This is a genomic window from Streptomyces sp. NPDC016309 (assembly GCF_043077235.1).
In the GTDB taxonomy this organism is placed as follows: Bacteria; Actinomycetota; Actinomycetes; order Streptomycetales; family Streptomycetaceae; genus Streptomyces.
The window spans coordinates 376,053-402,790 of sequence record NZ_JBIBSG010000006.1 but is presented as its reverse complement, the minus strand read 5'-3'; the positions used below and the strand labels follow the sequence as shown (position 1 = coordinate 402,790).

Below are 26,738 nucleotides of genomic sequence, written 5' to 3'. Positions count from 1 at the left end.
CGAGGCTCGGCGCGAGCGAGAGACCGCGCGGCTGAGCTGAGCCGTAGCGGAGGGTAGGGGTCGCCCGAGGCACGAGGGCGGCACCTGCCCGCAGCGGTGGCGAGGCTCGGCGCGAGCGAGAGACCGCGCGGCTGAGCTGAGCCGTAGCGGAGGGTAGGGGTCGCCCGAGGCACGAGGGCGGCACCTGCCCGCAGCTTCCGGGCCGAGCCCCCTCCCGCCGCCCCCAATCGCTCCGCGTCCCAGCCGTGACCGAATCTCCCCCAGGATGTGACCTATCTCCCGGGGGAGATTCGTTTGTGCAGGTCAGCCGTCATATGCAGGGAGACCGTGTGGCGAAAGACCTGTCCATTTCGTGACGTAATGCACTGACAGGAGGCGCGAGGGCAGGACAAGCTGATGTAGGAAGTGCGGGGGATCGATTGAAACCGGGAGTAAGTCAGTGAGCGCCATGTCTCTCGCCCTGCTGCTGACCACGGCCACCGCCACGGCCGTGGGCGCCGCTGCCCTGCACGCCGCCCACGGGCTGCGCAAGCAGGTCACCGCGCTGCGCACGGAGCTCGCCGCCGCGCACACCACCGGCCCCGCCCCGACCGTGCCCCACGCCCGTTCCACCGAGGACATACGCGCGGCCGTCGCCGAGGCCCTCGCCGAGGAGCGGGAGCGCGAGCTGGCCGAGGCGCGGGCCTTCTGGGCCGCCCAGGAGGCACGCGACGCGGGCGACGGCTCCGGGACGCTGCTGGGCGGGCTCGGCGCCCTGGGCGGCGGCCACCCGGCCGCCGGGCCGGGTGAGGACGCGCCGTTCTTCGTACCGCGCCAGGCGGACTTCGCGGGCCTGGAGGCGATGGACGCGATGGACCTGGGCGCCGAGTACGCCGAGTACGGCGACGGGCTGGACGACCTGGACGCCCTCGCCGAGCTGCCCGACGTCCCCGGCATCACCGACAACACGTTCCCCGAGGACTCCCCCGAGCTGGCCGCGGCCCGCCGCCGCCACCCCTCGCACCCCGACTTCGTGCCGGTCCAGACGCCGGTCGTCACCGACCACGAGCGCACCGTGGCCCGGCTGGAGGAGCTCGCCGCGACCCGTACGGCGCTCACCGACGTACGGCCCGGCCCGCTCGGCACCCTGGACGTGTACGTCTTCGCGGACGGCACCACCCTGTGCATGACGCCCGGCCACCGGGAGACCGCCGAGCGCCTCGCGGACGCGCTGCGCGGCGGTGGGACGCCCGTGCTGCTGGGCGGCTCGGGGGTGTCGGGCGCGTACGCCCTGACGTTCTCGTGCGGCGGCGACGCGGGCGCCGAGAACGTCTACGTGCTGGCGGACCGCGTCATAGCGTCGCTGTAGCCGCCGCCCGCCGTACCGCCGCCACGGCCTCGTCCAGCTCCCGCCGCAGCGGGGGCGTGGGCGGGGCCGTTCGCAGGATTTCCGCCAAATCGTTGCAGGCCACCACGAGCTGGTCGGCGACGGTGAACACCCCGGCGTCCGGCAGGGTCCTCGGCGGCCGGCCGGGGGCCTCCAGCCGCTGGGCCCGCAGCGCCAATTCCCTGGCCAGGGCGAGCCCCTCGGCCGCCGCTCCCCGCTGGAGCCGGCTCTGCGGCGCGACGCGCAGCCGGTCGGCGAAGCGGTCGACGGCGGTGGTCAGTTCTGTCGTATCGAGCACGTCGCGACCCTACGCGCCGCCACGGGACTGTTGCCAACGGGCGAACCCTCAGGCACGGTGACGGGAAGGAGCACACGCGCGAAGCGTCCGGAGGCGCCGATGTCCCAAGTCTTCTCCGAAGAAACCCATCGAAATCTGCTCTCCCGCATTCCCCACTGCACCGGCCGGCAAGTGTCCGACTGGCTCCGCACCGTCGAGGAAGGCCCCTCCCTCGTCCGATTCGAGGAGAAGGTGAGCTGGCTCCGGGGCGAGCACGACCTCAGTTACGGACACGCCAAGGCGATCATCCACGAGTACGACCTGAGGCGGGCCGCCCGCAAGCTGCTGTGAGGCGGCACTGAGGGACGGACGCGGAAGGGCCCGCCCGGCGGATGCCGGACGGGCCCTTCGTGCGATCGGGGCGGTCAGTCGTCGCCCTGGAGGATCGACAGGAGCCGCAGGAACTCCAGGTAGATCCACACCAGCGTCATGGTGAGGCCGAAGGCCGCCAGCCACGCCTCCTCGCGCGGAGCGCCGTACGTGATGCCGTCCTCGACCTGCTTGAAGTCGAGGGCCAGGAAGCACGCGCCGAGGATGATGCCGATGACGCCGAACAGGATGCCGAGGCCGCCGCTGCGGAAGCCGAGGCCGTCACCGCCGCCGAAGAGGGCGAACAGCGCGTTCACCGCCATCAGCAGGACGAAGCCCAGGGCGGCCGCCATCACGAAGCCGTAGAAGCGGCGGGTGACGCGGATCCAGCGCATCTTGTACGCGATCAGCACACCGGCGAAGACCGCCATGGTGCCGAGCACCGCCTGCGGGACGACGCCGGGCGAGACGTACGTCGACACGGCGTTGGAGATCACACCCAGGAAGACGCCCTCGAACGCGGCGTACAGCAGGATCAGCGCCGGAGAGGCCTTGCGCTTGAACGACTGGATCATCGCGAAGACGAACGCCACGAGGGCCGCGCCCACGGCGATGCCGTACGAGGTGTTGATCTTCGCCGGGTCGACCGGCAGCAGGAACCAGGCGAGCGCCGCGGTGACGAAGACCGTACCGAGCGTCATCGCGGTGCGGGACACCACGTCGTCGATGGTCATCGCGCCCGGGCGGGCCGGGGCCTGGACAGGGGCGCCGAGCTGGGCGTCCTGCGCGTAGGGGTTGGTCGCGTACGGGTTCGTCGCGTACGGGCTGGTTCCAGCGGCGGGGCCCCCGGCCTGCGGCTGCTGCGCGTTGAAGCCCGCATAGCCGTTGTCGCGGCTGAACCCCCGTCGCGAGAAGACCGGGTTGCTGCTCCTCATCTCACTCCTCCATGGCCGCCGTGCGCGGCCTTGGAACAAGAGTAATGGGCAAGCAAAAGAAACACCCTAGTGCTCGGGGAGGATCTTTCCCTCCTGTCACACTGGTCCGTGGCTGAATCCTGCCGGTCGTCCGGTTTTTTGTGGGACCGCTCCCGTGATGGGGATCGGGAGTGCCCGGAACCGGACTCGAACCGGTACGGCCCGAAGGCCAGCGAGGTTTAAGCTCGCCGTGTCTGCATTCCACCATCCGGGCGTTACCCCGCGGCTCCGCGTTCGCGCACGAGCCTATCGGGGCCCGTCCCCCGAACAGCGGAACGGTGGCCCGATGTTGTCTTATTTTATTGACGTCTGAGGGTGCGTCAGTGCTGGTGGACGGCGGTCCCCGGCAGACTCCGGGGGTTCCCGCAGGCAAAAACGTACGCAAAGGAATGACGGAAAGTCGCCGCCCGGTGTCACCCGGTCGGTGAACCCGGTCCGCGTCTCAGGGATCCCGTCATACCTCAGGAGGAGAGGTGCGCCCCCCGGTCCGACTCCAGGCGGCCCCCGATACGGGCACGCGGACGGACGCCCGGCGGGGTGGTCGGCGTCGACGATGGAGGGGTCCTCGAAGAACAGTCCCCGACAGGAGTCCCCTCGTGACCACCACCACCGCTTACCGCTCCACCGCGGTAGCCGCCCGCGCCACGGATCTGTCCAAGGTCTACGGACACGGCGAGACCCAGGTGGTCGCGCTGGACCAGGTCACGGTGGACTTCCACCAGGGCGAGTTCACCGCGATCATGGGTCCCTCCGGCTCCGGCAAGTCGACGCTGATGCACTGCGTGGCCGGGCTGGACACCTTCAGCGGCGGTTCGGTGCGCATCGGCGACACCGAGCTGGGCTCCCTGAAGGACAAGCAGCTCACCCAGCTCCGCCGGGACAAGATCGGCTTCATCTTCCAGGCGTTCAACCTGCTGCCGACGCTGACCGCGCTGGAGAACATCACGCTCCCCATGGACATCGCGGGCCGCAAGCCCGACAAGGACTGGGTGCGCAAGGTCATCGACATGGTGGGCCTGTCCGACCGGCTGAGCCACCGGCCCGCGCAGCTCTCCGGCGGCCAGCAGCAGCGCGTCGCCGTGGCCCGCGCGCTGGCCTCCCGCCCCGAGATCATCTTCGGTGACGAGCCGACCGGAAACCTGGACTCCCGCTCCGGCGCCGAAGTGCTGGGCTTCCTGCGCAACTCCGTGCGCGAACTGGGGCAGACCGTCGTGATGGTCACCCACGACCCGGTGGCCGCCTCCTACGCCGACCGCGTCATCTTCCTCGCGGACGGCCGGATCGTCGACGAGATGCTGCGGCCCACGGCGGACGGCGTGCTCGACCGCATGAAGGAGTTCGACGCCAAGGGCCGCACGAGCTGACGCAGCCGCTCCGGCCGACGCTGCCGCACGAGCTGACGCACCGCCGGGGCGGCCGCCCCGGGCCCGACGGTCCCGGCCCCCCGGGCGACCCCGCCGATCCCTCTTCACCCCAGGACTCACACCTCATGTTCCGTACCGCCTTGCGCAATGTGCTCGCGCACAAGGCCAGGCTGCTGATGACCGTGCTCGCCGTCATGCTCGGCGTCGCGTTCGTCTCCGGCACCCTGGTCTTCACCGACACCCTCTCCAACGCCTTCCGCAACCAGTCGGCCAAGAGCTACGACGACGTCGCGGTGGCCGTCACCTCCTACGCCGACCGGGACGACGCCAAGCAGGAGCCCGGCCTCTCCCAGAAGACCGTCGACCGGATCGCCGGTCTCGACGGGGTCGCCGCCGTCGCCGGACGGGTGGACGGCTTCGCCGGGGTCGCCGACCCCGAGGGCAAGCTGATCGGCGTCGGCTGGTCCAACAAGGGCTCCAACTTCGCCCCCGGCAAGGACGGCAAGGACCCCGCCTACGACTTCACCGAGGGCTCGGGCCCGGTGCGGGACGACCAGATCGCGCTCGACAAGGACACCGCCGCCACCGGCGAGTACCGGGTCGGCGACCGGGTGCGCGTCGCCACCAACGGCCCGGTCAAGGAGTACACCCTCGCCGGTGTCTTCACCACCGACGACGGTGCCGTCAACGCGGGCGGCAGCCTGGTGCTGTTCGACACCTCCGTCGCCCAGACGCTCTACCTCAAGCCCGGCTACTACACCAACCTGACCGTCACCGCCGCTCCCGGCGCCGACGACGCCCGCATCCTGGCCGCGGTGAAGCCGCTGGTCCCGGAGAGCGCCGAGGCCCAGACGGGCGCCGCGCTCGCCGACGAGCAGGCGAAGTCGATCGAGGAGGGGCTGAGCGGCCTCAACCAGATGCTGCTGGGCTTCGCCGGCATCGCGCTCTTCGTCGGCGTCTTCCTGATCTCCAACACCTTCACCATGCTGGTCGCCCAGCGCACCAAGGAACTGGCGCTGATGCGCGCCGTCGGCGCCTCCCGCAAGCAGATCACCCGCTCGGTGCTGGCCGAGGCCGGTGTGGTCGGCCTGGTCGCCTCCGTGGTCGGCTTCGGCCTGGGCATCGCCCTGGCGGCCGGGCTGCGGTCCGGGATGGCCGCGTTCGGCATGAAGGTGCCCGACGGGCCGCTGGTCATCGGTACGACGCCGCTGCTCTCCGCGCTGGCCGTCGGTGTGCTGATCACCATGTTCGCCGCCTGGCTGCCCGGCCGCCGGGCCGCGAAGATCCCGCCGGTCGCCGCGATGAGCAGCGTCCACGCGATCGCCACGACCAAGTCGCTGGTGGTACGGAACTCCATCGGCGGCTTCCTCACCGCCGCGGGTGCCGCGCTGATCGTGCTGGGCGCCGCGGCCGGCTCCGACGGCCGGTGGACCATCGCCGGCGGCGCGTTCCTGGCGCTGGTGGGCGTGATCGTGCTGATCCCGCTGCTGTCGCGGCCGGTCATCGCCCTGGTGCGACCGCTGATGATCAAGGCCTTCGGGGTGTCCGGCAAGCTGGCGAGCCAGAACGCCGTCCGCAACCCCCGCCGTACCGGGGCCACCGCCTCCGCGCTGGCGATCGGCCTGACCCTGGTGACCGGTCTGTCGGTGCTGGGCGTGACCGTCGGCACGGCGCTGGACAAGATGACCACGGACCAGATCAAGGCCGACTACATGGTCGTCATGGCCGGCGGCGGCGACCTCGACCGGTCCGCGCTGGCCGCGCTGGAGAAGGCGCCGGGTGTCTCGGCGGTCTCCCCGCAGCAGGCCGCGTACTTCGACATCGGCGACGAGTGGGTGTCGGCGTCGGCCATCACGCCCGGCGACGTCGAGCGGGTCCTCAACGTGGAGCTGGTCGACGGCTCCCTCGCCTCCCTCGGCCAGGGCCGGATGGCGGTCGCCGAGAAGACGGCCACCAAGCAGGGCTGGAAGGTCGGCGACACCCTGCCGGTCACCTTCGGCGACAAGAAGAAGGGCCGGCTGACGGTCGGCGCCGTCTACAAGGACACCGAGTTCCTCTCCCCGGTCCTGGTGGACACCAAGGTCGTCGCCCCGCACGAGGTGCGCCCGTTCATCCCGCAGATCTTCGTGAAGATGGACGGCGGTCAGACCCCGGCGAACGAGAAGGCGCTGGTCAGCGCCCTGGGTGAGAACCCGGCGATCAACGTCATGGACAAGCAGGACATCCGCGACGAGTTCGGCGGCATGATCAACATGCTGCTGAACATCATGTACGGCCTGCTGGCGATGGCCCTGATCATCGCGGTGCTCGGTGTCGTCAACACGCTCGCCATGTCGGTGTTCGAGCGGCAGCAGGAGATCGGCATGCTGCGGGCGATCGGCCTGGACCGGCGCCGGGTGAAGCGCATGGTGCGGCTGGAGGCCGTGGTGATCTCGGTCTTCGGCGCGGTGGTCGGCATCGGCCTCGGCTCGTTCCTGGGCTGGGCGATCGGCCAGACCATCAAGTCGAGCCTGCCGGGCTACGCGCTGGTCATCCCCTGGGACCGGATCGGCCTCTTCCTGGGCCTGGCCGCCCTGGTGGGCGTCCTGGCCGCGATGTGGCCGGCGCGCAGCGCCGCCCGGCTCAACATGCTGAACGCCATCAAGGCCGAGTGACCCGCCCGTGAGGGCAGGGCCGGGCTCCCCGTCGCGGGGGCCCGGCCCTTCGTCGTGTCAGCCGTCCGCGCGCCCGTTCCACACCCTCGGGCGCAGCGGCAGGCCCGAGGCGCCGCCGTCGGGCGTCCGGACGGCGAGGATCTGGTTGACGCCGATGCGGTTGCGTTCGAAGGAGACCGCGGAGGCCGCCATGTACAGGCGCCAGACGCGGGCCCGGCCGGGTGAGGTGAGGCGTTCGGCCTCGGGCAGGCGCTCCTCCAGGTTGGTCACCCACTGCCGCAGGGTGAGGGCGTAGTGCTCGCGGAGGGCCTCCAGGTCCCGGACCTCGAAGCCGGCCTCCTCCAGGGCGGTGGTGGTACGGCCGACGGGCGCGAGTTCGCCGTCGGGGAAGACATACCGGTCGATGAAGTCGTCGACGCGGTAGGCCGCCTCGTCCGGTTCGGGGCGGCGGGAGATCTGGTGGTTGAGCAGCCGGCCGCCGGGCTTGAGCAGGGCGTACAGGTCGCCGGCGTACTCGCGGTAGCGGACCCGGCCGACGTGCTCGGCCATCCCGATGGACGAAATGGCGTCGTACGGCCCGTCCCTGACGTCCCGGTAGTCCTGGACGCGGATCTCGACCAGGTCGGTCAGGCCCTCGTCGGCGACGCGCTTGCGGGCGTAGGCGGCCTGCTCGGTGGAGAGGGTGACGCCGACGACACGGGCGCCGTACTCGCGGGCGGCGTGGATGGCCATCGAGCCCCAGCCGCAGCCCACGTCCAGCAGCCGGTCCCCCTCGGTGAGGGCGAGCTTGCGGCAGACCAGGTCGAGCTTGGCGGCCTGCGCCTCCTCCAGCGTGCCGCCCTCGGACCAGTAGGCGCACGAGTAGACCATGGACGGGCCGAGGACCAGCGCGTAGAAGTCGTTGCCGACGTCGTAGTGGTGGCTGATGGCCTCCTTGTCGCGCCGCTTGGTGTGCAGGGGCCCGGTGCGGCGTCTGACCTCCTCGGGCGGCGGCCCGGGCGGCGGCCAGGGACCGGCCAGCTCCAGCAGGGTGCGCGCGGCGGCCCTCTTGGCGGGGTCCCGCAGCGGGTGCGGGCCGCCCCCGGTGGCGCCGCCCCGCTCCCAGATGAAACCCGAGAGCCGGTCGAGGGCCTCGTACAGATCGCCCTCCACGTCCAGCTCCCCGGCCACCCAGGCCCGGGCGAGGCCCAGCTCGCCCGGCCGCCACAGCAGCCGCCGCAGCGCCCGGCGGTGCCGCAGGACGACGACGGGCGCACCGGGAGGTCCCGCCTCACTGCCGTCCCAGGCGCGGATGCCGACCGGGAGCGGAACGCCCAGCAGGTCCTCGGCGAGCGTGGTGAGCCGCGACGCGGCGTCGGCCATGGTGCACACCTCCGTGATGAGGAGTCCCAGAAATGCTCAACACCACGAAAACACCCGGGGCGCGCGGGCGCAGTCCCGAAACGAAGCAATGCGACGGCAAAATACGGTCCGTTCGCGCCGCTCGTGCGCCGTGACGCCCCCTCAGTCCGCCGCCGCGCCCTCCCGGGCCCCGCGCGGCCCCGGGACCCCGTACGCGGTCCCGGGGAACCGGGGTACGCGAAGAGGGGCCGCCCGCACCACGGATGGCGGGCGGCCCCTCAGGGGCGCGGTGGACCGGGGCGACCGGTCAGGAGGCCTTGGCCTTCTCCTGCTTCGACGCGGCGGGAGCGGCGGGGGCCGGCTTGGCGGCCTCGTAGAACTCCTCGCGCGGCGACTCGATGGCGCCGAGGGAGACGACCTCGCGCTTGAGGAACATCGCGAGCGTCCAGTCCGCGAAGACGCGGATCTTGCGGTTCCAGGTCGGCATGGCCATGCCGTGGTAGCCGCGGTGCATGTACCAGGCGAGACGGCCCTTGAGCTTGATCTTCACCTTGCCCATGACGATCATCGCGACGCCCTTGTGCAGGCCGAGACCGGCGACCGCACCCTTGTTGGCGTGGCTGTACTCCTTCTGCGGGAAGCCCCGCATGCCGGAGATCACGTTGTCGCCGAGGACCCGGGCCTGGCGCAGCGCGTGCTGGGCGTTCGGCGGGCACCAGGCGTTCTCATTGCCGGCCTTGCGGCCGACGAGGTCCGGGACCTGGGCGTTGTCGCCGGCGGCCCAGATGTAGTCGGTGCCGTTGACCTGGAGCGTGGGGGCGCAGTCGACGTGGCCGCGCGGGCCCAGCGGCAGGCCGAAGCGGGCCAGCGCCGGGTTGGGCTTCACACCGGCGGTCCACACGATGGTGTTGGAGTCGACCTCCAGGCCGTTCTTCAGCACCACGTGGCCGTCGACGCAGGAGTCCATGGACGTCGAGAGGTAGACCTCGACCCCACGGCCCTCCAGGTGCTCCTTGCCGTACTTGCCGAGCTTGGGGCCGACCTCGGGGAGGATCTTGTCCGCGGCGTCCACCAGGATGAAGCGCATGTCCTCGCGCTTCACGTTCTTGTAGTACTTCGCGGCGTCGCGGGCCAGGTCCTCGACCTCGCCGATGGTCTCCGCGCCGGCGAAGCCGCCGCCCACGAAGACGAAGGTCAGCGCCTTGCGGCGGACCTCCTCATCGGTCGTCGAGTCGGCCTTGTCGAGCTGCTCGAGGACGTGGTTGCGCAGGCCGATGGCCTCCTCGATGCCCTTCATGCCGATGCCCTGCTCGGCGAGGCCGGGGATCGGGAAGGTGCGGGAGACCGCGCCGAGCGCGATGACCAGGTAGTCGAAGGGCAGCTCGTACGACTCGCCGACGAGCGGCGCGATCGTGGCGACCTTGCGGTCCTGATCGATGGTGGTGACCCGGCCGGTGAGTACCTCGGCCTTGGGCAGCACGCGTCGCAGCGGGACGACGACGTGCCGCGGCGAGATGCTGCCGGCGGCGGCTTCGGGCAGGAAGGGCTGGTAGGTCATGTACGACCGGGGGTCGACGACCGTGACGGTCGCCTCGCCGTAGCGCATCTTCTTGAGGATGCGCCGAGCTGCGTACAGGCCTACGTACCCACCGCCTACTACGAGGATCCTGGGACGCTCCGTGGTGCTCATGCCATCGAGTATCCACCCGGTCGAGGGGGGTCGCTCGTGCGCCCCTTCACAAGGTCCTGGGAGACCTCTGCTACACTGCGCCGCCCACGTGACCGAGGTCATGGCGCCGCAGGGGAACCAGGGTGTATCGCACGTCGTTGTTCACCCCCGTTGAACTGGGACAGCGAGCACCTTTTAACCGTGGACCGCCACCGGAGTTCACACCTGCGAAACATAGCTGAGGGCGCGGTACGGACCTGCGAAAGGGCCCCGAGCGGGGTCCGGACGGCCCGTGAACGGCTCCGCGACCCCCCTCAGGGCCCTTTTCCTTGTGAAGAACTTCACGAACTTTCTCCGCGGCCCCTTCCGGGACGCCCGGATCACCCGTGGATCAGACGAGCGAGAGGGCGATTCCGTCCAGGATGTCGTGTTCGGAGACGACCACCTCGCGCGCCCCGGTGCGCTCCATGACGGCCAGCAGGACCAGTGCCCCGGAGGCGATGACGTCCACCCGGCCGGGGTGGATCACCGGGATCGCGGCCCGCTCGTCGTGCGTCGCGGCCAGCAGCCGCGCCGTGACCTCGGCGACCTGCTCGTAGGAGATGCGCGACCGGTGGATCGCCGCCGAGTCGTACGCGGTCAGCCCCAGCGCGACGGCCGCGACCGTCGTGACCGAACCGGCCAGCCCGACGAGCGTGTCCGCCTCCCGCAGCGGGACGGTCTCCTCGGCCAGGTCCAGGGCCGCCTCGACGTCCGCCCGGATCGCCGCCACCTCGGCCTCGGAGACCGGATCGCCCTGCACATGACGCTCGGTCAGGCGGACGCAGCCGATGTCGACCGAGCGCGCCGCGCGGGCGTGCGAGGTGCCGACCACGAACTCGGTCGAGCCACCGCCGATGTCGACGACCAGGTACTCGCCCGAACCGGCGCCCGTGCCCGAACCGGCGCCCGTGCCGGCGCCCGTGCCCGAGCCGGAGCCCGTGCCGGCACCGGCGCCCGTGCCCGCCGTGTCCCGGGTCAGCTCCCTGGTCGCCCCGGTGAAGGAGAACTCCGCCTCCTGGTCACCGGTGATGACCTCCGGCTCCACCCCGAGGACGTCCAGCACGCCCCGCACGAAGTCGTCGCGGTTCTCGGCGTCGCGCGAGGCCGAGGTCGCCACGAACCGCAGCCGCTCCGCCCCGTACTCCTTGATGACGGCGGCGTACTCGCGGCAGGCGGCGAAGGTCCGCTCCAGCGCCTCGGGCGCGAGCCGGCCCGTCCGGTCCACGCCCTGGCCGAGCCGGACGATCGTCATCCGGCGGTCCAGGTCGGTGACCTCGCCGGTCGCGGGGTCCACGTCGGCCACCAGGAGGCGGATGGAGTTCGTCCCGCAGTCGATGGCGGCGACGCGGGTCATGCGCCGGCCTCCTCGTCCTGGCGGCCCGTCACGCACGGCCCCTTGGCCCACCACTCCGGCAGCATCGCCAGGGCCTCGTCACCCAGCGGGTTCACGCCCGGTCCGGCGGCCAGCGAGTGGCCGACGAGCACGTGCAGGCACTTCACCCGGTCCGGCATGCCGCCGGCGCTGGGGAAGCCCTCCAGGACCTCGATGGCGTCACGGCGGGCGATGTAGTCCTCGTGCGCGGCGCGGTAGGCGGCGGCCAGCTCCGGGTCGGACTGGAGCCGTTCGGTCATCTCCTTCATGACGCCGTTCGCCTCCAGCGTGCCGATCGCGGAGGCCGCGCGCGGGCAGGTGAGGTAGTACGTCGTCGGGAACGGCGTGCCGTCGGGGAGCCGGGGCGCGGTCTCCACCACGTCGGGGTTGCCGCACGGGCAGCGGTGCGCGATGGCGCGCAGGCCGCGCGGCGGGCGGCCGAGCTGTTCCTCGAACGCCGCGACGTCCGCCTCGGTGGGCTCGGTGCGTTCGGTCTGCGGAGGGGGCGTTTCCATGCCTGCCTTGGGTTCTACTCGCGGTCGGTGCGGTCGGCGGTGTCCACGCCGTCCCAGAGATTGGAGTACCAGGGGCGGTCGGCCGCGCCCTGGTCGTCGCGGCGCTGGCGCACCGCGTCGGGGTCGATGACCGTGTAGCCGGTCTCCCCCGGGAGTACGTAGTGCAGGTGCTCGCGCGCGAGGCGCCTGACGTACGCGTCGTCCTGGAGCCGCGCCTTCTCGTCGCGGAGCCGTTCGACGCGCTCGCTCGCCTCGGCCGCCAGCCGTTCCTGGTCGGCGATCTCGGCGCGCTGCGAGACCCACTGGCGCATCGGGTAGGCCAGCGCCACCACCAGGGAGCAGACGACCAGCGCCAGGAAGGCCGCGCGGCCGGTGAGCCGGGAGCGGCGGGCCTGGCGCCGGGTCTGGGAGCGGTAGACACGGGCGGCGGTCTGCTCGCCGAGCAGCCGCAGCCTGGTCGCGGTGGAGAACCGGTCCCGGGCCATCTGTCTACCCGCCTCCCCTTGCCCGTTACGTACGTACGTCCCCGGACACGGTACGGGACCGTGGCCGGGGACGTACGGAGGCCGAGCTGGTGGCCGGCCCGTGGGCTCAGCCCTTGAAGCGCGGGAAGGCGCTGCGGCCCGCGTACACGGCGGCGTCGTCGAGGATCTCCTCGATGCGCAGGAGCTGGTTGTACTTGGCGACGCGCTCGGAGCGGGCCGGGGCGCCGGTCTTGATCTGGCCGCAGTTGGTGGCGACGGCCAGGTCGGCGATGGTGACGTCCTCGGTCTCGCCGGAGCGGTGCGACATCATGCACTTGAAGCCGTTGCGCTGGGCCATCTCGACGGCGTCCAGGGTCTCGGTCAGCGAGCCGATCTGGTTGACCTTGACCAGCAGGGCGTTGGCGGCGCCCTCCTCGATGCCGCGCGCCAGGCGCTCGGGGTTGGTGACGAACAGGTCGTCACCGACGAGCTGGACGCGGGCGCCGAGCTTCTCGGTGATGACCTTCCAGCCCTCCCAGTCGTCCTCGAACAGCGGGTCCTCGATGGAGACCAGCGGGTACGCGTCCACGAGCTCGGCGTAGTAGTCCGTCATCTCGGCGGCCGAGCGGGACTTGCCCTCGAACTCGTACGAGCCGTCCTTGTAGAACTCGGAGGCGGCGACGTCGAGCGCCAGGGCGATGTCCTTGCCCGGGGCGTAGCCGGCCTGCTTGATGGCCTCGAGGATGAGGTCGAGGGCGGCGCGGTTGGAGTCGAGGTTCGGGGCGAAGCCGCCCTCGTCGCCCAGACCCGTGGAGAGGCCCTTCTCCTTCAGGACCTTCTTCAGGGTGTGGTAGACCTCGGCGCCCCAGCGCAGGGCCTCGGAGAAGGACTCCGCGCCGATGGGGGCGATCATGAACTCCTGGATGTCCACGTTGGAGTCGGCGTGCGAGCCGCCGTTCAGGATGTTCATCATCGGAACGGGCAGCAGGTGCGCGTTCGGGCCGCCCAGGTAGCGGAACAGCGGGAGGTCGGACGCCTCGGAGGCGGCGTGCGCCACGGCGAGGGAGACGCCGAGGATGGCGTTGGCGCCGAGCGAGGACTTGTCCGGGGTGGCGTCCAGGTCGAACATCGCCTGGTCGATCAGCCGCTGCTCGGTGGCGTCGTAGCCGACGAGCTCCGGGCCGATCTGCTCGATGACGGCGAGGACGGCCTTCTCGACACCCTTGCCGAGGTAGCGGTCCTTGTCACCGTCGCGGAGCTCGAGGGCCTCGAACGCTCCGGTGGAGGCACCGGACGGGACGGCAGCACGGCCGGTGCTGCCGTCGTCGAGGCCGACCTCGACCTCGACCGTGGGGTTGCCTCGGGAGTCCAGGATTTCCCGGGCTACGACGACGTCGATGGACGGCACGAGCATCTCCTTCTGGGATGTGACGCAAAATGTGACGCATGCGGTGCAGGGTCTCTTCGGCCTTGCGGCAAGAGCCTAACCGGCCCGGGAGCCGTGACCAGCCGACGCCCGCCTCCTGGGACGAAAAAGGGCTCACGAGGCCGCTTCACGGACATAACGCCACGAAACTTACCGACGAGTAGTTCGCGTGTGCGGGGGGTCGCTCAAGCGCGCGACCGCACGTGTGCGCGGAGCCGCTCAGGCGCGCGAACGGGAAGACCCCGGCCCGGCACGCACGGGGGAAGGGGCGCGCCGGACCGGGGTGGTGTGCGGGGTCAGCTCAGGTGGAGCTGCTGACCCGGGTAGATCAGGTCGGCGTCGTCGACGATGTCCTTGTTCAGCTCGAAGAGCTTCTCCCAGCCACCGGAGACCTTCTTCTCGGCGGCGATGGTGCTGAGGGTGTCGCCGGCCTTCACCTTGTACTCGCCGTCACCCTTCTCGACCTTCTTGCCGGTCGGGGTGGTGACGGTCTTCTTGGACTCGGCCTTCGGCGCGGCCTCGGCCTTGGGCGCGGCCTTCGGCGCGGTGCGCTTCTCGCTGCGCGTGGTGGGCTGCTCGGCCTCGCGCTCCTGCTGCGGCTGGGCCTGCTCGGCGCCGCCGTCGTAGGAGGCGCCGGACAGACCGACGCCGCAGCTCGGCCAGGCACCCTTGCCCTGGCTGGCGAGGACCTTCTCGGCGATCTCGATCTGCTGGGACTTCGAGGCCTGGTCGGCGGTCGAGGCGTAGGCGGTGCCGCCGTACGCGGCCCAGGTGGACGCCGAGAACTGGAGGCCGCCGTAGTAGCCGTTGCCGGTGTTGATGGACCAGTCGCCGCCGGACTCGCACTGGGCGACCTTGTCCCACTCGGCGGAGGTGGCCGCCGAGGCGGAGGTGGCGCCCAGCAGCGGGGCGGCGACGGCGACGCCGGTGATGCCGGCGAACGCGGCGAATCGGGCGGCCTTGGAGGGGCGACGGTGCTTGGCCTTGCCGGAGAACAGCATGGGACATCTCCTCACCGACGCCTGCGAGGTGAGCTGTCGGGTTCGGGCGTGAGCTGCCCGGCCGCGCGGCACCGTGGTGCGCGCGGCTTCACCCCAAGCCGTCCCCGTGCCATGTCTCCATGACCGGGCCCGGCACGTACCTTGGGTCCCCCGCTCCTGCCTCCGGCGCGTGAAGCGACGACTGTTCCCAACGGCCGGCGGCAGGATTCGGCGTTCCGGTCGATGGGGCCCGCGGTGGCGAGCGGTCACGACCGTAGACACAGACCTTCCCGAAGTTCAAAGACGGACATCGGGGTCAATCCGCCCTTATGCGACGGCCCTTGACGGGCGTTTACGCAGGTGAAGGGCGGATTGTGCGGTTCCGTCGCTCCCGGAACGCCGATCGGTGTGAAGAGATTCATGTCTCACTTACACAGAAGCGGACATAGGGGCGGATACCTACGGCTGATCGGCCGTCAGCTCCAGGCTCTGACCGGGGACGATGAGGTCCGGGTCGGCACCGACGGTGTCCTGGTTGGCCTCGTAGAGGGCCGGCCAGCCGCCGGGGACCTTCTGCTCCTCCGCGATGTCGGAGAGGTTGTCCCCGGGGCGGACGGTGTACGCGCCGGGCGCGACGCTGCCCGGGTCGCGTGTCGCCCCGTCACCGCGCGAGGGATGCCCGTCCGTTTCGCGCCCCGTGGCCGAATCGCCGGTCCCGTCGGGGCCGGTGGCCTCCAGGCCGCCGTCACCCGCCGTGGCACCCGGGACGGGCGGGGCGGTGGGGTCGGCCGGGGCGGTGGGGTCGGCCGGAGCGGCCGGCTCCGTCACCGGAGTCTCCTCCTTGGCGGCCTCGCCCCGGTGCTTGCCGGTGCCCGGGGCCGGGCTCGCCGGCGCGCCGGGCGCCGACGGGGCGGGCTCGGCGGGCAGCGGGGTCCCGGCCGGCTTCGACGGCGTGGGCTTCGCGGGCGCGGCCGGATCCTCCAGCGTCTCGGCCGGGTCGGGCGCGTCCGTCGTCCCGGGGGCCGCCGGGGCGGCCGTCGTGGGGTCGGTGGCGGTCGCCTCGGCGGCGCCGCCCAGGCCCGCGATGGGGGCGCAGGTCTCCCACGCCCTCACTCCGGTCGCGGCGTAGACCTTCTCGGCGACCAGGATCTGCTCGCTGCGGCTGGCGAGGTCGGGGCGGGCGGCGTGGGCGAGGCCGCCGTACGACTCCCAGGTCTCCTGCGACATCTGGAGGCCGCCGTAGAAACCGTTGCCGAGGTCGGCGCTCCACATGCCGCCGGACTCGCACTCGGCCACCCGGTCCCAGGTGGCGGCGTCGGCCGCCGACGCGGAACCCGCGCCGAGCAGCGGGAGCGCGATGGCGGATCCGGTCACCCCTGCCGCGACGACGATGGCGGGGGCTTGACGGGGTCGTCGGTGCCGGCCGTTCCCGGAGCGCATGCGGTGCTGCCTTTCGCGTGACTGCTGAGGTGACGGTGAACGTAGCGGCATTCGAACGTCAGTCACAAGTCGATGCACCGGAGATTACGCGAAGATCACAGAAATGACGGACCGTCAGCTGCGGGACGGGACGAACGGGGTGAACTCCACCGGAAGCGTGCGCAGTCCACGCATGATGAGCCCGCCCCGCCACCGCAAATCGGCCGGATCCACCGCAAGCCGGAGGTCGGGCAACCGGGTCAGCAGCGTCGCCAGCGCGGTCTGCCCCTCCAGCCGCGCGAGCGGCGCGCCGAGGCAGTAGTGGATGCCGTGCCCGTACCCGAGGTGCTGGTTGTCCCGCCGCGCCAGGTCGAGCGTGTCCGGCTCGGCGAACCGCTCCGGGTCCCGGTCCGCCGCGGCGAGGACGACGAGCACCGGGTCGCCCGCGCCGATCCGCTCCCCGCCGATGGCCAGCGGCTCGGTCGCGAACCGCCAGGTGGCCAGCTCCACCGGCCCGTCGTGGCGCAGCAGTTCCTCGACGCCGGTCTCCAGCAGCCCCCGCTCACCTGCGGCGAGGGACGCCTGGAGGCGCTCGCGCTGGACGGGGTTGCGGAGCAGCGAGTGGACCCCGTTGCCGATGAGGTTCACGGTGGTCTCGAAGCCCGCGAAGAGGAGGATGAATGCCATCGCGGCGGCCTCGTTCTCGGTGAGGTGCTCGCCGTGGTCGGAGGCCTTGATGAGCCCCGAGATCAGGTCGTCCCCCGGGTTCTCGCGCTTGCGGTGGATCAGCTCCGCGAGGTACCCGCGCATCTTCTTCACCGACCGGGCGACCCCGCCGCGCGGCCCGCCGCCGTGCCGGATCATCATCCCGGCCCAGTCGCGGAAGTCGTCCTGGTCCTCGCGGGGCACGCCCAGCATGTCGCAAATGGCATAGATGGGGAGCGGGAAGGCGAACTCATGGATGAGGTCCGCGCTCCCCTTTGTAGCGAAATTGTCGATCAACCGGTCCGTGAGCTCCTGCACACGCGGCGCGAACTCCGCCACGCGCCGGGGCGTGAAGGCCTTCGACACCAGCCGGCGCAGCCGGGTGTGGTCCGGCGGGTCGATGTTGAGCAGATGCGTCATCAGCTCGGCCTTGCGCTCGCCCGGGATGCCGGTCTTGCCCTTGGCGTGCTCGGGCTCGTCGTGGTGCGCGGGGTTCTTGCTCAGCCGCTGGTCGGCCAGCGCCTGCCGCGCGTCCGCGTACCGCGTCACCAGCCACGCCTCCACCCCGCTGGGCAGCCTGGTGCGGTGGACGGGCGCGTGCTCCCGGAGCCAGGCGTACGCGGGGTACGGGTCGGTGGCGAACTCCCAGGTGAAGAGTTCGGGCGGGGTGTTCGGGTCGGTCACGCCCCCGACGTTAACCCGTCAGGAGCCCTGCCCCTCCGCCGCGCGGATGGCGTCCCGGTAGGCGCGGCCCGCGGCGCGCAGGGCCGCCTCCGGGTCGACGCCCTCGGCCTCCGCCCGTACGGCGAGGGCCAGCAGCTCGTAGCCGATGCCGTCACCGGACGGGAGGGCGACGTCCAGACCGGCGTTGCGGACCCGGCTCGCGAGCTTGGCCGCCAGGGCGAGGCCCGGCTGGCCGAGCGGGACGCCGTCCGTCACCGACGCGCGCCGCTTCTCGATCGCCTTCGTCCGCAGCCAGTGCTCCTTGACCTCCTCCGGCGTCTCGGCGCGCTCGTCGCCGAAGACATGGGGGTGGCGGTGGATGAGCTTCTCGACGATCGTGCCCGCCACGTCGTCGACCGAGAACGGCTCCTCCTCGTGCTCCTCGGCGATCCGCGCGTGGAAGACCACCTGGAGCAGGACGTCCCCGAGCTCCTCCCGCAGCTCGTCGCGGTCGCCGTCCTCGATGGCCTCGACGAGTTCGTACGCCTCCTCGATGCCGTACTTGGCCAGGCCCTCGTGCGTCTGCCGCGACGACCAGGGACACTCACGGCGGATCCGGTCCATCACCTCGACCAGGTCCAGCAGCCGGGCGCCCGGCAGGTCGTACGAGCCGGGCAGCAGCTCCAGGTCGGGCATCGCGACCCGGCCGGAGCCCGCCATCCGGGCCAGCCCGTCCGTCAGGGCGCCGTCACCCTCGCCGGCCGCCAGGACCACCACCGTGTTCCCGCCCGCGCAGGCGTCCACCAGCTCCCGCGCGGTGGGCGCGGCGATCTCCACGGTGACGCCCGCCTCGCGCAGGTACGGCAACTGCGGGTGCGCCTCGTCGGCGCACAGCACCCGGCCGGCTCCGCGCAGCGTCCGCCACGCGGGCCAGGACAGCAGCCCGGGGGCGACGCGGTGGCTGGCGGTGAGCAGGACGACGCGGCCGGGCGTGTCGGAGGTGTCGGTACCGGGGGTGTCGGGGGTGTCGGCGTTCACCCCTCGAACCTACATCTGCCGCTGACCGCCCGGCTGACGGAGCCAGGGGGCGCTGTACTCGCCGAGCTGGATCTTGTCGTTGTCCCACGTCCCGTACCGCGGGTTCACGTCGATGTCGAGCGCCTTGGAGGCGGTGGCGAACACCTCGGTCAGCTTCTGCTGCCCCTCCGGGGTGTTCCCGGCGCCCAGCTTGGCGGCGATCTTGTTCATGAGCACATTGCGCCGCACCACCGCGTCGATCTCGTCGGGCGCGACGCCCTGCTGCTGGAGCAGCATCGCGGCGAGCTGCTCCTCGCCCCCGCTCTGCGCCGCGGCGGCCCGCCGGGTCTCCTGGACCTCCTTGCGGCTGGCGGTGATCCCGTTGTCGGCGGCGACCTTGTCCACCACCCGGTCGAAGATCATGCCGTTCAGCTTCTCCCGGTTCAGGTCCCCGGTGGCCTCGATGAGCTGCTTCGCCTGCGGCGACGCCTCCTGGGCGCTGCGCACGTCCCTGACCTGGGCCTGGAGGGCGGCCACCTCGATCCGGTCCCCGTCGACGACGGCGGCCGCCCCGGGATGCGTGTCACTCCCGCAGCCCGCCAGCAGCGGAGCCGCTGCCAGGAGCGCGGCGGAGACGGAGAGCGCGGTGCGACGGCGGCGATGCAGGCGGTGCAAAGGAGCCTCCCGGCGTGGGTCGTGCGTCAGTGTGAACGACCTTGCGGTGATCGATGGTAGGCAGTCGCAGTGGCGTAGGCCACTACTTCGAGGGCACTGCTTCGGTCAACGACGCACGGGACCGGACGGTCTCGGGCCGCGGCATGATCGTCCGGGAGTCGGCGAAGGTCGTCCGCGCGCCACCAAGACTTCACCCCGGCAGCACCGTTCCGTGACCCGTACGGCGATCCGGGCGGCGTAGCTTGCGCCGCATGTCCCCTCTTCTGAGCAACCGGCTGGCGAAGCGGGTCCTGCGGCCCGCGTTCGCCCTGGTCGAGCAGCGCATGGAGCGCGCGACCACCGCGTTCCAGTCCGACCTCGACGCCCTGCACCACGCGGTCGCCGACCTGCGGCGCCAGAGCTACGGCCTCGGGCTGCTGCTCGACCGGGCGGGACGGGACGGGCACCGGATGCCCACCGCCACGCAGATCGACACCCTCGTACGCGAGGTGCGCGCCGTCACCGGCGACGACGGCGAACGGGCGCGGCACGACATCACGGTCGCCTACCGCCACCTGGTGGCGCTGGAGGCCCTCGGGGCCGGGGACCTGGCCGGCTCGGTCTCCGACGTGTGCGGGCGGCTCGCGACCGTCCCGCTGCTCGCCCCGCCGAACGGCGAGGTGCTGGAGATCGGCGCCCGGCACGGGCTGTTCGCGGCCGCGCTGCGCCGGATGCTGCGGCGCGGCGGTGTCGAGGCCCGGCTGACGGTCGTCGACCCGCTGGACGGCCCGCCCACCCGGGAGGAGGTCGTGCGCGGCAACCTGACGCTGGGCGGCGGCACCGGCACGGCGGACGCGGCCCGGCTCGTGCGCGGCGGCTTCGGCGAGGCGGAGGTACGGGAGCGGATCGCCGACCGGCGCTACGGGGTGGTCGTGGTGAACGGCGACCACGACCTGGCGGCCGTGCGGGACCTGGCGGCGCCCGGCGCGGTCCTCGTCCTCGGCGACCGGCCGCGCCCGGCGGGGCTCACCGGGCTCGGCCGGGTCGCGGACTCGGTGTACTGCCGGACGGCGGCCTGACCGGTCCCGCGCGCGCTCAGATCCCGCGCATCCGCTGCTGGCGCTCCAGCGCGCGGCGCAGCTCCGCCGGGAGCGGGTGGTAGGGGCCGTACGCCCGCTCGGAGTCGTAGAGCAGGTTCTGGAGCTGCTGGTGGGCGGCCGTGTGGTCGCCCATCGCCAGGAGCAGGTGTCCGATGCGGTGCCGGATGTCGAAGGCGCGGGACGGGTCCCCGCCGGCGGCCTTGCCGTTCGCGTAGTGGGGCAGGACCGCGCGGTACTCGGCCAGCGCGGCGGCCGTCTCGCCCAGTTGCTCCAGGCACAGCGCCGCGTCGTACCGGAACTGGAGCGTCTGCGGGTCGGCCGGGCCCGCCTCGGCCTCCCGGTCGTCGGCCAGGCGCCGGAGTTCGGGCAGGGCGCGCCGGTACTGGCCGTCGTCCATCAGGGTCGTGGCGTACTGCTTGCGCAGGATCCGGACGACCGGGGAGTGCTCGCCGTGCTCGGCGGCCGCGGCCGGGAGGATCCCGCCGAGGATGTCGACGGCCTGGGTGATGCTGCCCTCGCCGAGCAGCCGCTTGACCTCGTCGACGGCGGCCGCCACGTCGGGCCGGGCCGCGGGCGGCGGAACGGGCGGCTGGGGCACGGCGGCGGGTGTGGTGGCCCGGTCGGGCCAGGGGGCGTGCGGGCGGAGGAAGGGGCGCGTGGGATCCAGCGGGCCGGACGGCATCCCGCGGGCGGGCAGCAGCGGGGCCAGCGCCTCGTACACCTCCTGCGCTCCGGACGGGCGGTGCTGCGGGTCCTTGGCGAGCAGCCGCAGCACCAGCGCCTCGAGCGCCTCGGGGACCTCCGGGCGCAGTTGGCGGACGGGCAGGGGCGGCTCGTAGAGGTGGCGGTGCAGGACGCCGAGGGCGGTGGAGCCGGCGAACGGCACGTTGCCGCTGAGGAGTTCGTGGAGGAGCGCGCCGAGCGCGTACAGGTCGGTGTACGGGCCGACGGCGCCGCCCATGGCCTGCTCGGGTGCCATGTAGGCGGGGCTGCCGATGGGCGAGCCGGTGTGGGTGAGGCGGGTGGTGTCGGTGTCGATGACGGACGCCACGCCCAGGTCGAGGACGGTGACCGTGCCGTCGGGTTTCACCATGACGTTCCGCGGCTTGAGGTCGCGGTGCACGATCGGCACGGCGTGCACCGCGGCGAGCACGGCGCAGAGCTGCGCGGCGACGGACACCGCCCACTGCCACGGGTAGGGGTCGTGCTCGGCCAGGTGGTCGGCGAGGTCGGCGCCCTCCACGTACTGCATGACGAGGAACAGGTCGTCGCCGTCGTTGCCCGCGTCGTGCACGGTGACCAGTCCGGGGTGGGAGACCTGGGCGGTGACGCGGCACTCACGGACGAAGCGGCGGCGCATCTCGCCGGCGGCGGTGGCGGCGGCCATGTGGTCGGGGCGCAGCAGCTTCACGGCGACGCGGCGGTCGAGCCGGCCGTCGTAGGCGGTCCAGACCTGGCCCATGCCGCCCTGCCCGATGACCGTGGACAGCTCGTACCGGCCGGCGATGACCCGCCCGTTCACCGGCCCTCTTCCCGGGGACCCCGGGGGTCCTGGCGGAGCAGGTCGCTGAGCTCGTCGAGCTCGGCGCGCACCTGGTCGATGCGCTGCGACGTCGGCTTGGCCTGCGGCTGGGGCTGGGGCTGAGGCTGCGGATGCGGCTGCGGGGAGGGGGTGACCGCGTGCGGGTGGGCCGGCGGTACGGGCGGCCGGGCGGGGGCGCCGGTGTGCGGGTACGAGGAGTGCGGCGGCGCGGCCGGCGGGCCGGCCTGCGGCGTCCGGTACACCGGCGCGGTACCGGCCTGCGACGGGTAGCCGTACGCGGGGTGCGTCGAGGCGGTGGCCGCCGGGGACGGGTAGTACGGCACGGGCGGTGCCTGGCCGGCGGAGAAGTGCCGGATCTCCGCGAACAGGTAGTAGCCCATGACCGCCGCGGCCATGAGGAGCAGCGAGCCGATGGCGATGTCCGACCGGAGCATGCGGAGGTCCTCGGTCGGGTCCGTCATGACCGTGCCGAACGCCACCATGCTCCAGGCCAGCGCGATCCCGAACAGCACCCAGTCCGCGCGCCGGCGGGTCACCAGGGCCAGCCGGAGCATCGTCCCCCACGCCAGCAGTCCGCAACTGCACAGCGGGAGCATGGCGAAGACCACACGCAGCGCGATCACCGACGCTGGGGTCGCGCCGGGGGGCTGCGGCGGCGCGTGGCCGGGGCCGTGCATTGCTGCTCCTGGGTGGTGGTGAGCCGGTACGGGGTCGAGCGTATACAGGGAAACCGACAACTGCCCCGGGGTGTACGGAACCGTTGTCGAACCGATCACCGCTCCCCGCGTCAGGCCTCGACCGTGCCGTCCGTCAGCCCGTCGTACATGCCGCGCACCAGCCGCTCGCCGAGGCGGCCGGCGAGGCGCAGCGCCTCCTCGAACTCGGCGAGCGCCCGGAAGCGTTCGCCGTACCGCCGCTGGTCGGCGAGCGGGAGGCGGGGGAGCTGGAGGCGTCGTACGTCGAGGCGGGTCGCGGTGGAGGCGTAGCTGCTGGCCTGGCGGTTGTTGGCGGTGCCGCGCAGGAAGCCGGCCAGGAACCAGGGGTCGAGCGCCGCCGGGTCGGGGCGCAGGAGCTGGAGGTTGCGCCCGAGGGCCGCGCCCGCGGTGGCCTCGTCGACGACCCGGGCGATGGACCCGCCGCCGAGGACCGGGACGACGACGTCACCGGCGCGTACGAGCACGGGGTCCTCGCCGGTGCCTTCGGGGAGGTTCCCGGAGGGCGGCCGGCCGATCAGGACGTCCTGTTCGGTGAGGACGGGCACCGGGCCGGTGGCGTTGCCGGAGCCGCCCGCGTGGAGTTCCAGGGCGCCGGTCCGGGCGAGTTCGCCGACGGTGACGCCGGGGGGGCGGGCGCCGGGCCCGGCCTGCGGGTCGCGCGCGGGCCGGGCGGGGGGCGGGGTGAGGTCGGCGGTGCGGCGCAGCACGGTGGTCAACCGGTCGCGCACCCCGGCCAGTTCCTCGGCCCCGCCGGCGGCGGCCGGGGGCGGCAGGTGGCGCGCGGGTGCGAGGTCGACGTCGTCGTCGAGGAGCTCGATGACGGGCACCGAGCGGTGGGCGCCGGGCTCGGCGTCGACGGTGCCGTGCTTGTCGAAGGGCAGCCAGGCGTCGAGCACGGCGGTGTGGACGGCGGACCAGTCGAGCTTGTCGCGGCCGGTGTCGGTGTGCTCGGCGGTGTCGACGACCAGCAGTTCCGGTGAGGCGGCGGTGCCCGCGACGGGCTTGCGCAGCACCCACAGGTGGAGGGGGATGCCGTACGGGGGCGCGGCGCCGGCCGGGAGGGCGACGACCGCCCGCAGCGCGCCCCGGCGCAGCAGGTCGGCGCGGATGCGGCGGCCGGAGCGGCGGGAGGCGGCGGCGGGGGGCATCAGCAGGACGGCGGTGCCGCCGGGGCGCAGCCGGGCCAGGGCGTGCTGCACCCAGGCCAGTTCGGACTCGGTGCGGGCGGGGAAGCCGTACTCCCAGCGCGGGTCGTAGGCCAGTTCCTCGTGGCCCCAGTTGCGTTCGTTGAACGGCGGGTGGCACAGCACCGCGTCGGCGGTGAGCCGGGGGAAGGCGTCGGCGCGCAGGGAGTCGCCGGGCCGGGCGCGGACCGCGGCGCCGGAGTGCAGGGCCAGGCGGAGGGCGGTGAGCGCGGCCAGGTCGGGGTCGGTCTCCTGGGCGTACAGCTCGGTGGCCCCGGTGACGGCACGCAGCAGGGCGCCGGTGCCGCAGGCGGGGTCGAGCACGGTCCGGGCCCCTCCGGCGAGCTCGGCCATGAGGGCGGCGGGGCCGGGTGGCGTGAGGGTGTACTGGCGCGGGTTGGCGTCCAGGTGGCGGCCGAGGAGGAATTCGAAGGCCTGGCGGGCGCCGGTCTCGGCGGCCAGTTCGGTGGCGGCGCGCAACAGCGGGACGGACGGGCCGAGTTCGGTGGGGTTCGGGGTGGGGACGGCCCGCCGGTCCCCGAGGCGCAGCGTCAGGACCTCCTCCAGGGCGGCGGGCAGCAGTTCGGTCATGCGCTCGTCGGAAACGGCCGACAGCTCCAGCCAGCCGCTGGACCGGTCGCGTACGAGGAGGAGGGCGCAGCCCGCGTGCACGAGGGCGGTGACCGCTCCGGCGGGGTGCGCGGCGATCTGCTGCCAGACGCGTTCGCGCAGCGGCACCTCGGCCAGCTTGCCTTGGGCGCGCAGCCAGTGCTCGACGTCGGTCAGGGCGAACGAGGGGCTGGTCTCGGTGCCCCCGACGGGCTTGGGGAAGTCGGCGTGCCGGCGCCGCCAGTTGCTGACGGCGGCGCGCCCCACCCCGGCGAGGCGGGCGATCCCGGCCGCGGTCACCTCTGCTGCGTTGTCCGGCACTTGGCTGACTCCTTCCGTCTTCTGCTGTGGCGCGATCCTACAGGCGCGCACAAGGGGGACCTCTTCACAGTGTGACCGGACCCGGAATCTGTGAACCGTGTTGACTCGGTTCACAGCCTCTGGTCTTATTGACCCGTCGCCACACGGGGCAGCCGCAAAGGCCCCGCACACAGACCCTGTCACCGTCCGGGAGGACACCCATGTCCGACTTCACGCAGCAGCCCCAGTACGGCGCCGAGCACCACCACCCCGGCCCCGGTTACGGCGGCGCCCCCGCCCCCGGGCACCGGCCGGTCCGCAACGGGCTCGGCACCGCCGCCCTGGTCCTCGGCATCATCGGCGCCCTGTCCGGCATGATTCCGCTCCTGTTCTGGCTGGCCGGTGTCCTGGGCCTGCTCGCCCTGGTCCTGGGCCTGGTGGGCAATGGCCGGGTCAGGCGGGGCGAGGCGGCGAACAGAGGCGTCACGGTGTCGGGCGCGGTGCTGGGCCTGGTCGCCCTGGTCCTCTCGGTCGTCGGCGCCGTGATCACCTTCAAGGCGGTCGACGACGCGGTGGACGAGATCGACAAGGCACTGAGCAGCACCGCCCCCAAGGACCCCGCCCCGGCCAAGGGCGCCGCTTCCCCCGGGGCGGCCGCCGACGGCGCGGGGAAGGCCGACGAGGGCAAGGCCCTGGCCGCCGGTGACACCTCCGTCTACGACGACGACCTTCAGGTGACGGTTTCCGCCACCAAGCCCGTCAAGCCGGGCGAGTTCGCGATCGGCCACACCGAGGGCAACAAGACCTACGAGGTGACGATCACCGTCGAGAACGCCGGCAAGGCGAAGTTCTCCACCGACAGCCTCACCGTGAGCGCCCGGGCGGGCGAGGACGGGGTGGCCGCAGAGGAGATCTTCGACGGCGACACCTACGGCGCGGGCTTCGCCGGCGCCGTCCTGCCCGGCAAGAAGGCCACCGTCTCGTACGCCTTCGACGCCCCCGCCGACGCCAAGACGCTGACCGTCGAGGTCACCCCCGGCTTCGACTACAACGCCACCCAGTGGGACCTCAAGCTCTGACCCGCTCCCCCACCCGCACCACCCTCCCCCGCTCCCACCCATCCGGAGAGAACACCCCCATGCCTGCCACCGCCCTCCGCACCGTCAAGCGCCCCGCCCTGGCCGTCCTCTGCGCGGCCGCCGCCCTCGGCCTGTCCGCCTGCGGCCCGTCCGGCACCTCCGCGGCCGAGGAGACCGGCCCGTTCACCGGGCTGTCCGGCCCGCAGATCGCCAACAAGGCCATCAAGGCCACCAAGAAGGCCGACTCGCTGACCCTCGACATGAACGTCAAGACGGCGGACGGGCAGATGAAGGCCTTCATGGCCCTGGACACCAAGGGGCAGTGCGCGGGGACCATATCCATGGGCACCGGCACCGCGGAGGTCATCCGGTCCGGGAAGGTCGCCTACCTGCGCTTCGACGAGGCCTTCCTGCGCGACCAGAACAAGGACGGGTCGAAGGAGGAGACGGAGGCGGTCCTGAAGATGCTCAAGGGCCGCTGGCTGAAGACCGACGTCACGGACCCGGAGGCCAAGGACAGCCTGGAGATGTGCGAACTGAACACGATGCTCTCCGAGTTCGAGACGGGCGCCAACTCCGCCGAGCGCGGCGAGGAGACCACGGTCAACGGCAAGAAGGCGCTCGTGCTCACCGAGAAGGACGGCGACACGACGTACCGGATCTACGTCGCCACGGAGGGCGAGCCGTACCTGCTGAAGCTCGACCAGAAGGGCGGCGAGGAGCCCGGGACGATGACCTTCACCGACTACGGCAAGCCGGTCCCGGCGAAGAAGCCCGCCGCCAAGGAGATCCTCGACCTCGACGAACTCGGCGAGCAGTAAGCGAATTCGGAGGGGACAACAGGGGACACGGGGGTACCACGAAGAACACGGGGGCAGCCGGACGGACCGTCGGAGGGGGCGGCCCGTCCGGCTCCCCCGTCCCGCTCTCCCGTCC

Annotated in this window: 23 protein-coding genes, 1 tRNA gene and 1 riboswitch; of the genes, 7 read left to right on the top strand and 17 right to left on the bottom strand. The window is 72.5% G+C overall.

Annotated features, from left to right (window positions below; genetic code table 11):
* Window positions 1–448: 448 nt before the first annotated feature.
* Window positions 449–1,348: a hypothetical protein gene (locus tag ACF068_RS18150; RefSeq protein WP_392275317.1), complete on the top strand. Its 900-nt coding sequence runs from the start codon at window positions 449–451 to the stop codon at window positions 1,346–1,348.
* On the opposite strand, the gene ACF068_RS18145 is transcribed toward ACF068_RS18150, so the two are convergent.
* Window positions 1,332–1,664 carry a hypothetical protein gene (locus ACF068_RS18145; RefSeq protein WP_392275229.1) on the bottom strand — a complete coding sequence of 111 codons (333 nt, stop codon included), beginning with the start codon at window positions 1,662–1,664 and terminating at the stop codon, window positions 1,332–1,334. The two genes, ACF068_RS18150 and ACF068_RS18145, sit on opposite strands and share 17 nt — an antisense overlap.
* A 99-nt stretch (window positions 1,665–1,763) precedes the next feature.
* On the opposite strand from ACF068_RS18145, the gene ACF068_RS18140 reads away from it, so the two are divergent.
* A complete protein-coding gene (locus tag ACF068_RS18140; protein WP_392275228.1) occupies window positions 1,764–1,994 on the top strand; it encodes a DUF4287 domain-containing protein in 231 nt (76 codons plus the stop codon).
* Window positions 1,995–2,068: 74 nt separating this feature from the next.
* On the opposite strand, the gene ACF068_RS18135 is transcribed toward ACF068_RS18140, so the two are convergent.
* Both ACF068_RS18135 and ACF068_RS18130 read right to left on the bottom strand, forming a co-directional pair.
* Entirely contained in the window at window positions 2,069–2,947 is an 879-nt protein-coding gene (locus ACF068_RS18135) for a Bax inhibitor-1/YccA family protein (protein ID WP_392275227.1), read from the bottom strand.
* A gap of 171 nt (window positions 2,948–3,118) precedes the next feature.
* A tRNA-Leu gene (locus ACF068_RS18130) sits at window positions 3,119–3,200 on the bottom strand.
* Between the two features lie 382 nt (window positions 3,201–3,582).
* Here ACF068_RS18130 and ACF068_RS18125 point away from each other — a divergent pair.
* Together ACF068_RS18125 and ACF068_RS18120 are read left to right on the top strand one after the other, a co-directional pair.
* Complete coding sequence (locus ACF068_RS18125) at window positions 3,583–4,350, top strand: ABC transporter ATP-binding protein (RefSeq protein ID WP_392275226.1); 768 nt, start codon at window positions 3,583–3,585, stop codon at window positions 4,348–4,350.
* 125 nt (window positions 4,351–4,475) lie between these two features.
* The gene (locus ACF068_RS18120) at window positions 4,476–7,004 is read left to right on the top strand and encodes an ABC transporter permease (protein WP_392275225.1); all 2,529 of its coding nucleotides are present in this window, start codon (window positions 4,476–4,478) and stop codon (window positions 7,002–7,004) included.
* A 57-nt stretch (window positions 7,005–7,061) separates the two neighbouring features.
* Here the strand turns inward: ACF068_RS18120 and ACF068_RS18115 are convergent, their stop codons facing one another.
* The 11 genes from ACF068_RS18115 to ACF068_RS18065 all read right to left on the bottom strand — a co-directional run bounded on the left by ACF068_RS18115 (window position 7,062) and on the right by ACF068_RS18065 (window position 19,283).
* Window positions 7,062–8,366: a class I SAM-dependent methyltransferase gene (locus ACF068_RS18115; RefSeq protein WP_392275224.1), complete on the bottom strand. Its 1,305-nt coding sequence runs from the start codon at window positions 8,364–8,366 to the stop codon at window positions 7,062–7,064.
* 286 nt (window positions 8,367–8,652) lie between these two features.
* The gene (locus ACF068_RS18110) at window positions 8,653–10,035 is read right to left on the bottom strand and encodes an NAD(P)/FAD-dependent oxidoreductase (RefSeq protein WP_392275223.1); all 1,383 of its coding nucleotides are present in this window, start codon (window positions 10,033–10,035) and stop codon (window positions 8,653–8,655) included.
* A 370-nt stretch (window positions 10,036–10,405) separates the two neighbouring features.
* Complete coding sequence (locus ACF068_RS18105; protein WP_392275222.1) at window positions 10,406–11,410, bottom strand: exopolyphosphatase; 1,005 nt, start codon at window positions 11,408–11,410, stop codon at window positions 10,406–10,408.
* Window positions 11,407–11,943 (bottom strand): DUF501 domain-containing protein, encoded by a 537-nt coding sequence (locus tag ACF068_RS18100; protein ID WP_392275221.1) that lies wholly within the window; start codon window positions 11,941–11,943, stop codon window positions 11,407–11,409. The genes ACF068_RS18105 and ACF068_RS18100 overlap by 4 nt, the downstream gene beginning before the upstream one ends.
* Window positions 11,944–11,957: 14 nt before the next feature.
* Window positions 11,958–12,428 carry a septum formation initiator family protein gene (locus ACF068_RS18095; protein WP_392275220.1) on the bottom strand — a complete coding sequence of 157 codons (471 nt, stop codon included), beginning with the start codon at window positions 12,426–12,428 and terminating at the stop codon, window positions 11,958–11,960.
* 106 nt (window positions 12,429–12,534) lie between these two features.
* Window positions 12,535–13,821 (bottom strand): phosphopyruvate hydratase, encoded by a 1,287-nt coding sequence (gene eno / locus ACF068_RS18090; RefSeq protein WP_392275219.1) that lies wholly within the window; start codon window positions 13,819–13,821, stop codon window positions 12,535–12,537.
* 308 nt (window positions 13,822–14,129) lie between these two features.
* Window positions 14,130–14,834, bottom strand: coding sequence for a transglycosylase family protein (locus ACF068_RS18085; RefSeq protein WP_392275218.1), 705 nt, complete (start codon window positions 14,832–14,834; stop codon window positions 14,130–14,132).
* Window positions 14,835–14,837: 3 nt separating this feature from the next.
* Window positions 14,838–15,012: riboswitch (cyclic di-AMP (ydaO/yuaA leader) on the bottom strand.
* Window positions 15,013–15,272: 260 nt separating this feature from the next.
* Window positions 15,273–16,187 (bottom strand): transglycosylase family protein, encoded by a 915-nt coding sequence (locus ACF068_RS18080; protein ID WP_392275217.1) that lies wholly within the window; start codon window positions 16,185–16,187, stop codon window positions 15,273–15,275.
* Between the two features lie 180 nt (window positions 16,188–16,367).
* Window positions 16,368–17,621 carry a cytochrome P450 gene (locus ACF068_RS18075; protein WP_392275216.1) on the bottom strand — a complete coding sequence of 418 codons (1,254 nt, stop codon included), beginning with the start codon at window positions 17,619–17,621 and terminating at the stop codon, window positions 16,368–16,370.
* Between the two features lie 18 nt (window positions 17,622–17,639).
* Window positions 17,640–18,638 carry a nucleoside triphosphate pyrophosphohydrolase gene (locus ACF068_RS18070; RefSeq protein ID WP_392275215.1) on the bottom strand — a complete coding sequence of 333 codons (999 nt, stop codon included), beginning with the start codon at window positions 18,636–18,638 and terminating at the stop codon, window positions 17,640–17,642.
* Window positions 18,639–18,647: 9 nt separating this feature from the next.
* Window positions 18,648–19,283, bottom strand: a complete 636-nt coding sequence (locus ACF068_RS18065) for a SurA N-terminal domain-containing protein (RefSeq protein WP_392275316.1) — start codon at window positions 19,281–19,283, stop codon at window positions 18,648–18,650.
* Window positions 19,284–19,543: 260 nt separating this feature from the next.
* Here ACF068_RS18065 and ACF068_RS18060 point away from each other — a divergent pair, with 260 nt between their 5' ends.
* Window positions 19,544–20,350, top strand: a complete 807-nt coding sequence (locus ACF068_RS18060; protein ID WP_392275214.1) for a class I SAM-dependent methyltransferase — start codon at window positions 19,544–19,546, stop codon at window positions 20,348–20,350.
* Between the two features lie 16 nt (window positions 20,351–20,366).
* Here ACF068_RS18060 and ACF068_RS18055 read toward each other — a convergent pair whose 3' ends face one another.
* From ACF068_RS18055 to ACF068_RS18045, 3 genes are all read right to left on the bottom strand, one after another.
* Window positions 20,367–21,893, bottom strand: coding sequence for a protein kinase (locus ACF068_RS18055; protein WP_392275213.1), 1,527 nt, complete (start codon window positions 21,891–21,893; stop codon window positions 20,367–20,369).
* Window positions 21,890–22,537, bottom strand: a complete 648-nt coding sequence (locus ACF068_RS18050) for a hypothetical protein (protein ID WP_392275212.1) — start codon at window positions 22,535–22,537, stop codon at window positions 21,890–21,892. Before ACF068_RS18050 ends, ACF068_RS18055 begins: the two co-directional genes overlap by 4 nt.
* Window positions 22,538–22,701: 164 nt before the next feature.
* Window positions 22,702–24,744 (bottom strand): N-6 DNA methylase, encoded by a 2,043-nt coding sequence (locus ACF068_RS18045; RefSeq protein ID WP_392275211.1) that lies wholly within the window; start codon window positions 24,742–24,744, stop codon window positions 22,702–22,704.
* Window positions 24,745–24,944: 200 nt separating this feature from the next.
* Between ACF068_RS18045 and ACF068_RS18040 the strand changes: the two genes are divergently transcribed.
* Both ACF068_RS18040 and ACF068_RS18035 read left to right on the top strand, forming a co-directional pair.
* The gene (locus ACF068_RS18040; protein WP_392275210.1) at window positions 24,945–25,802 is read left to right on the top strand and encodes a DUF4352 domain-containing protein; all 858 of its coding nucleotides are present in this window, start codon (window positions 24,945–24,947) and stop codon (window positions 25,800–25,802) included.
* A 59-nt stretch (window positions 25,803–25,861) separates the two neighbouring features.
* Window positions 25,862–26,623, top strand: coding sequence for a hypothetical protein (locus tag ACF068_RS18035; protein WP_392275209.1), 762 nt, complete (start codon window positions 25,862–25,864; stop codon window positions 26,621–26,623).
* Window positions 26,624–26,738: the final 115 nt, after the last annotated feature.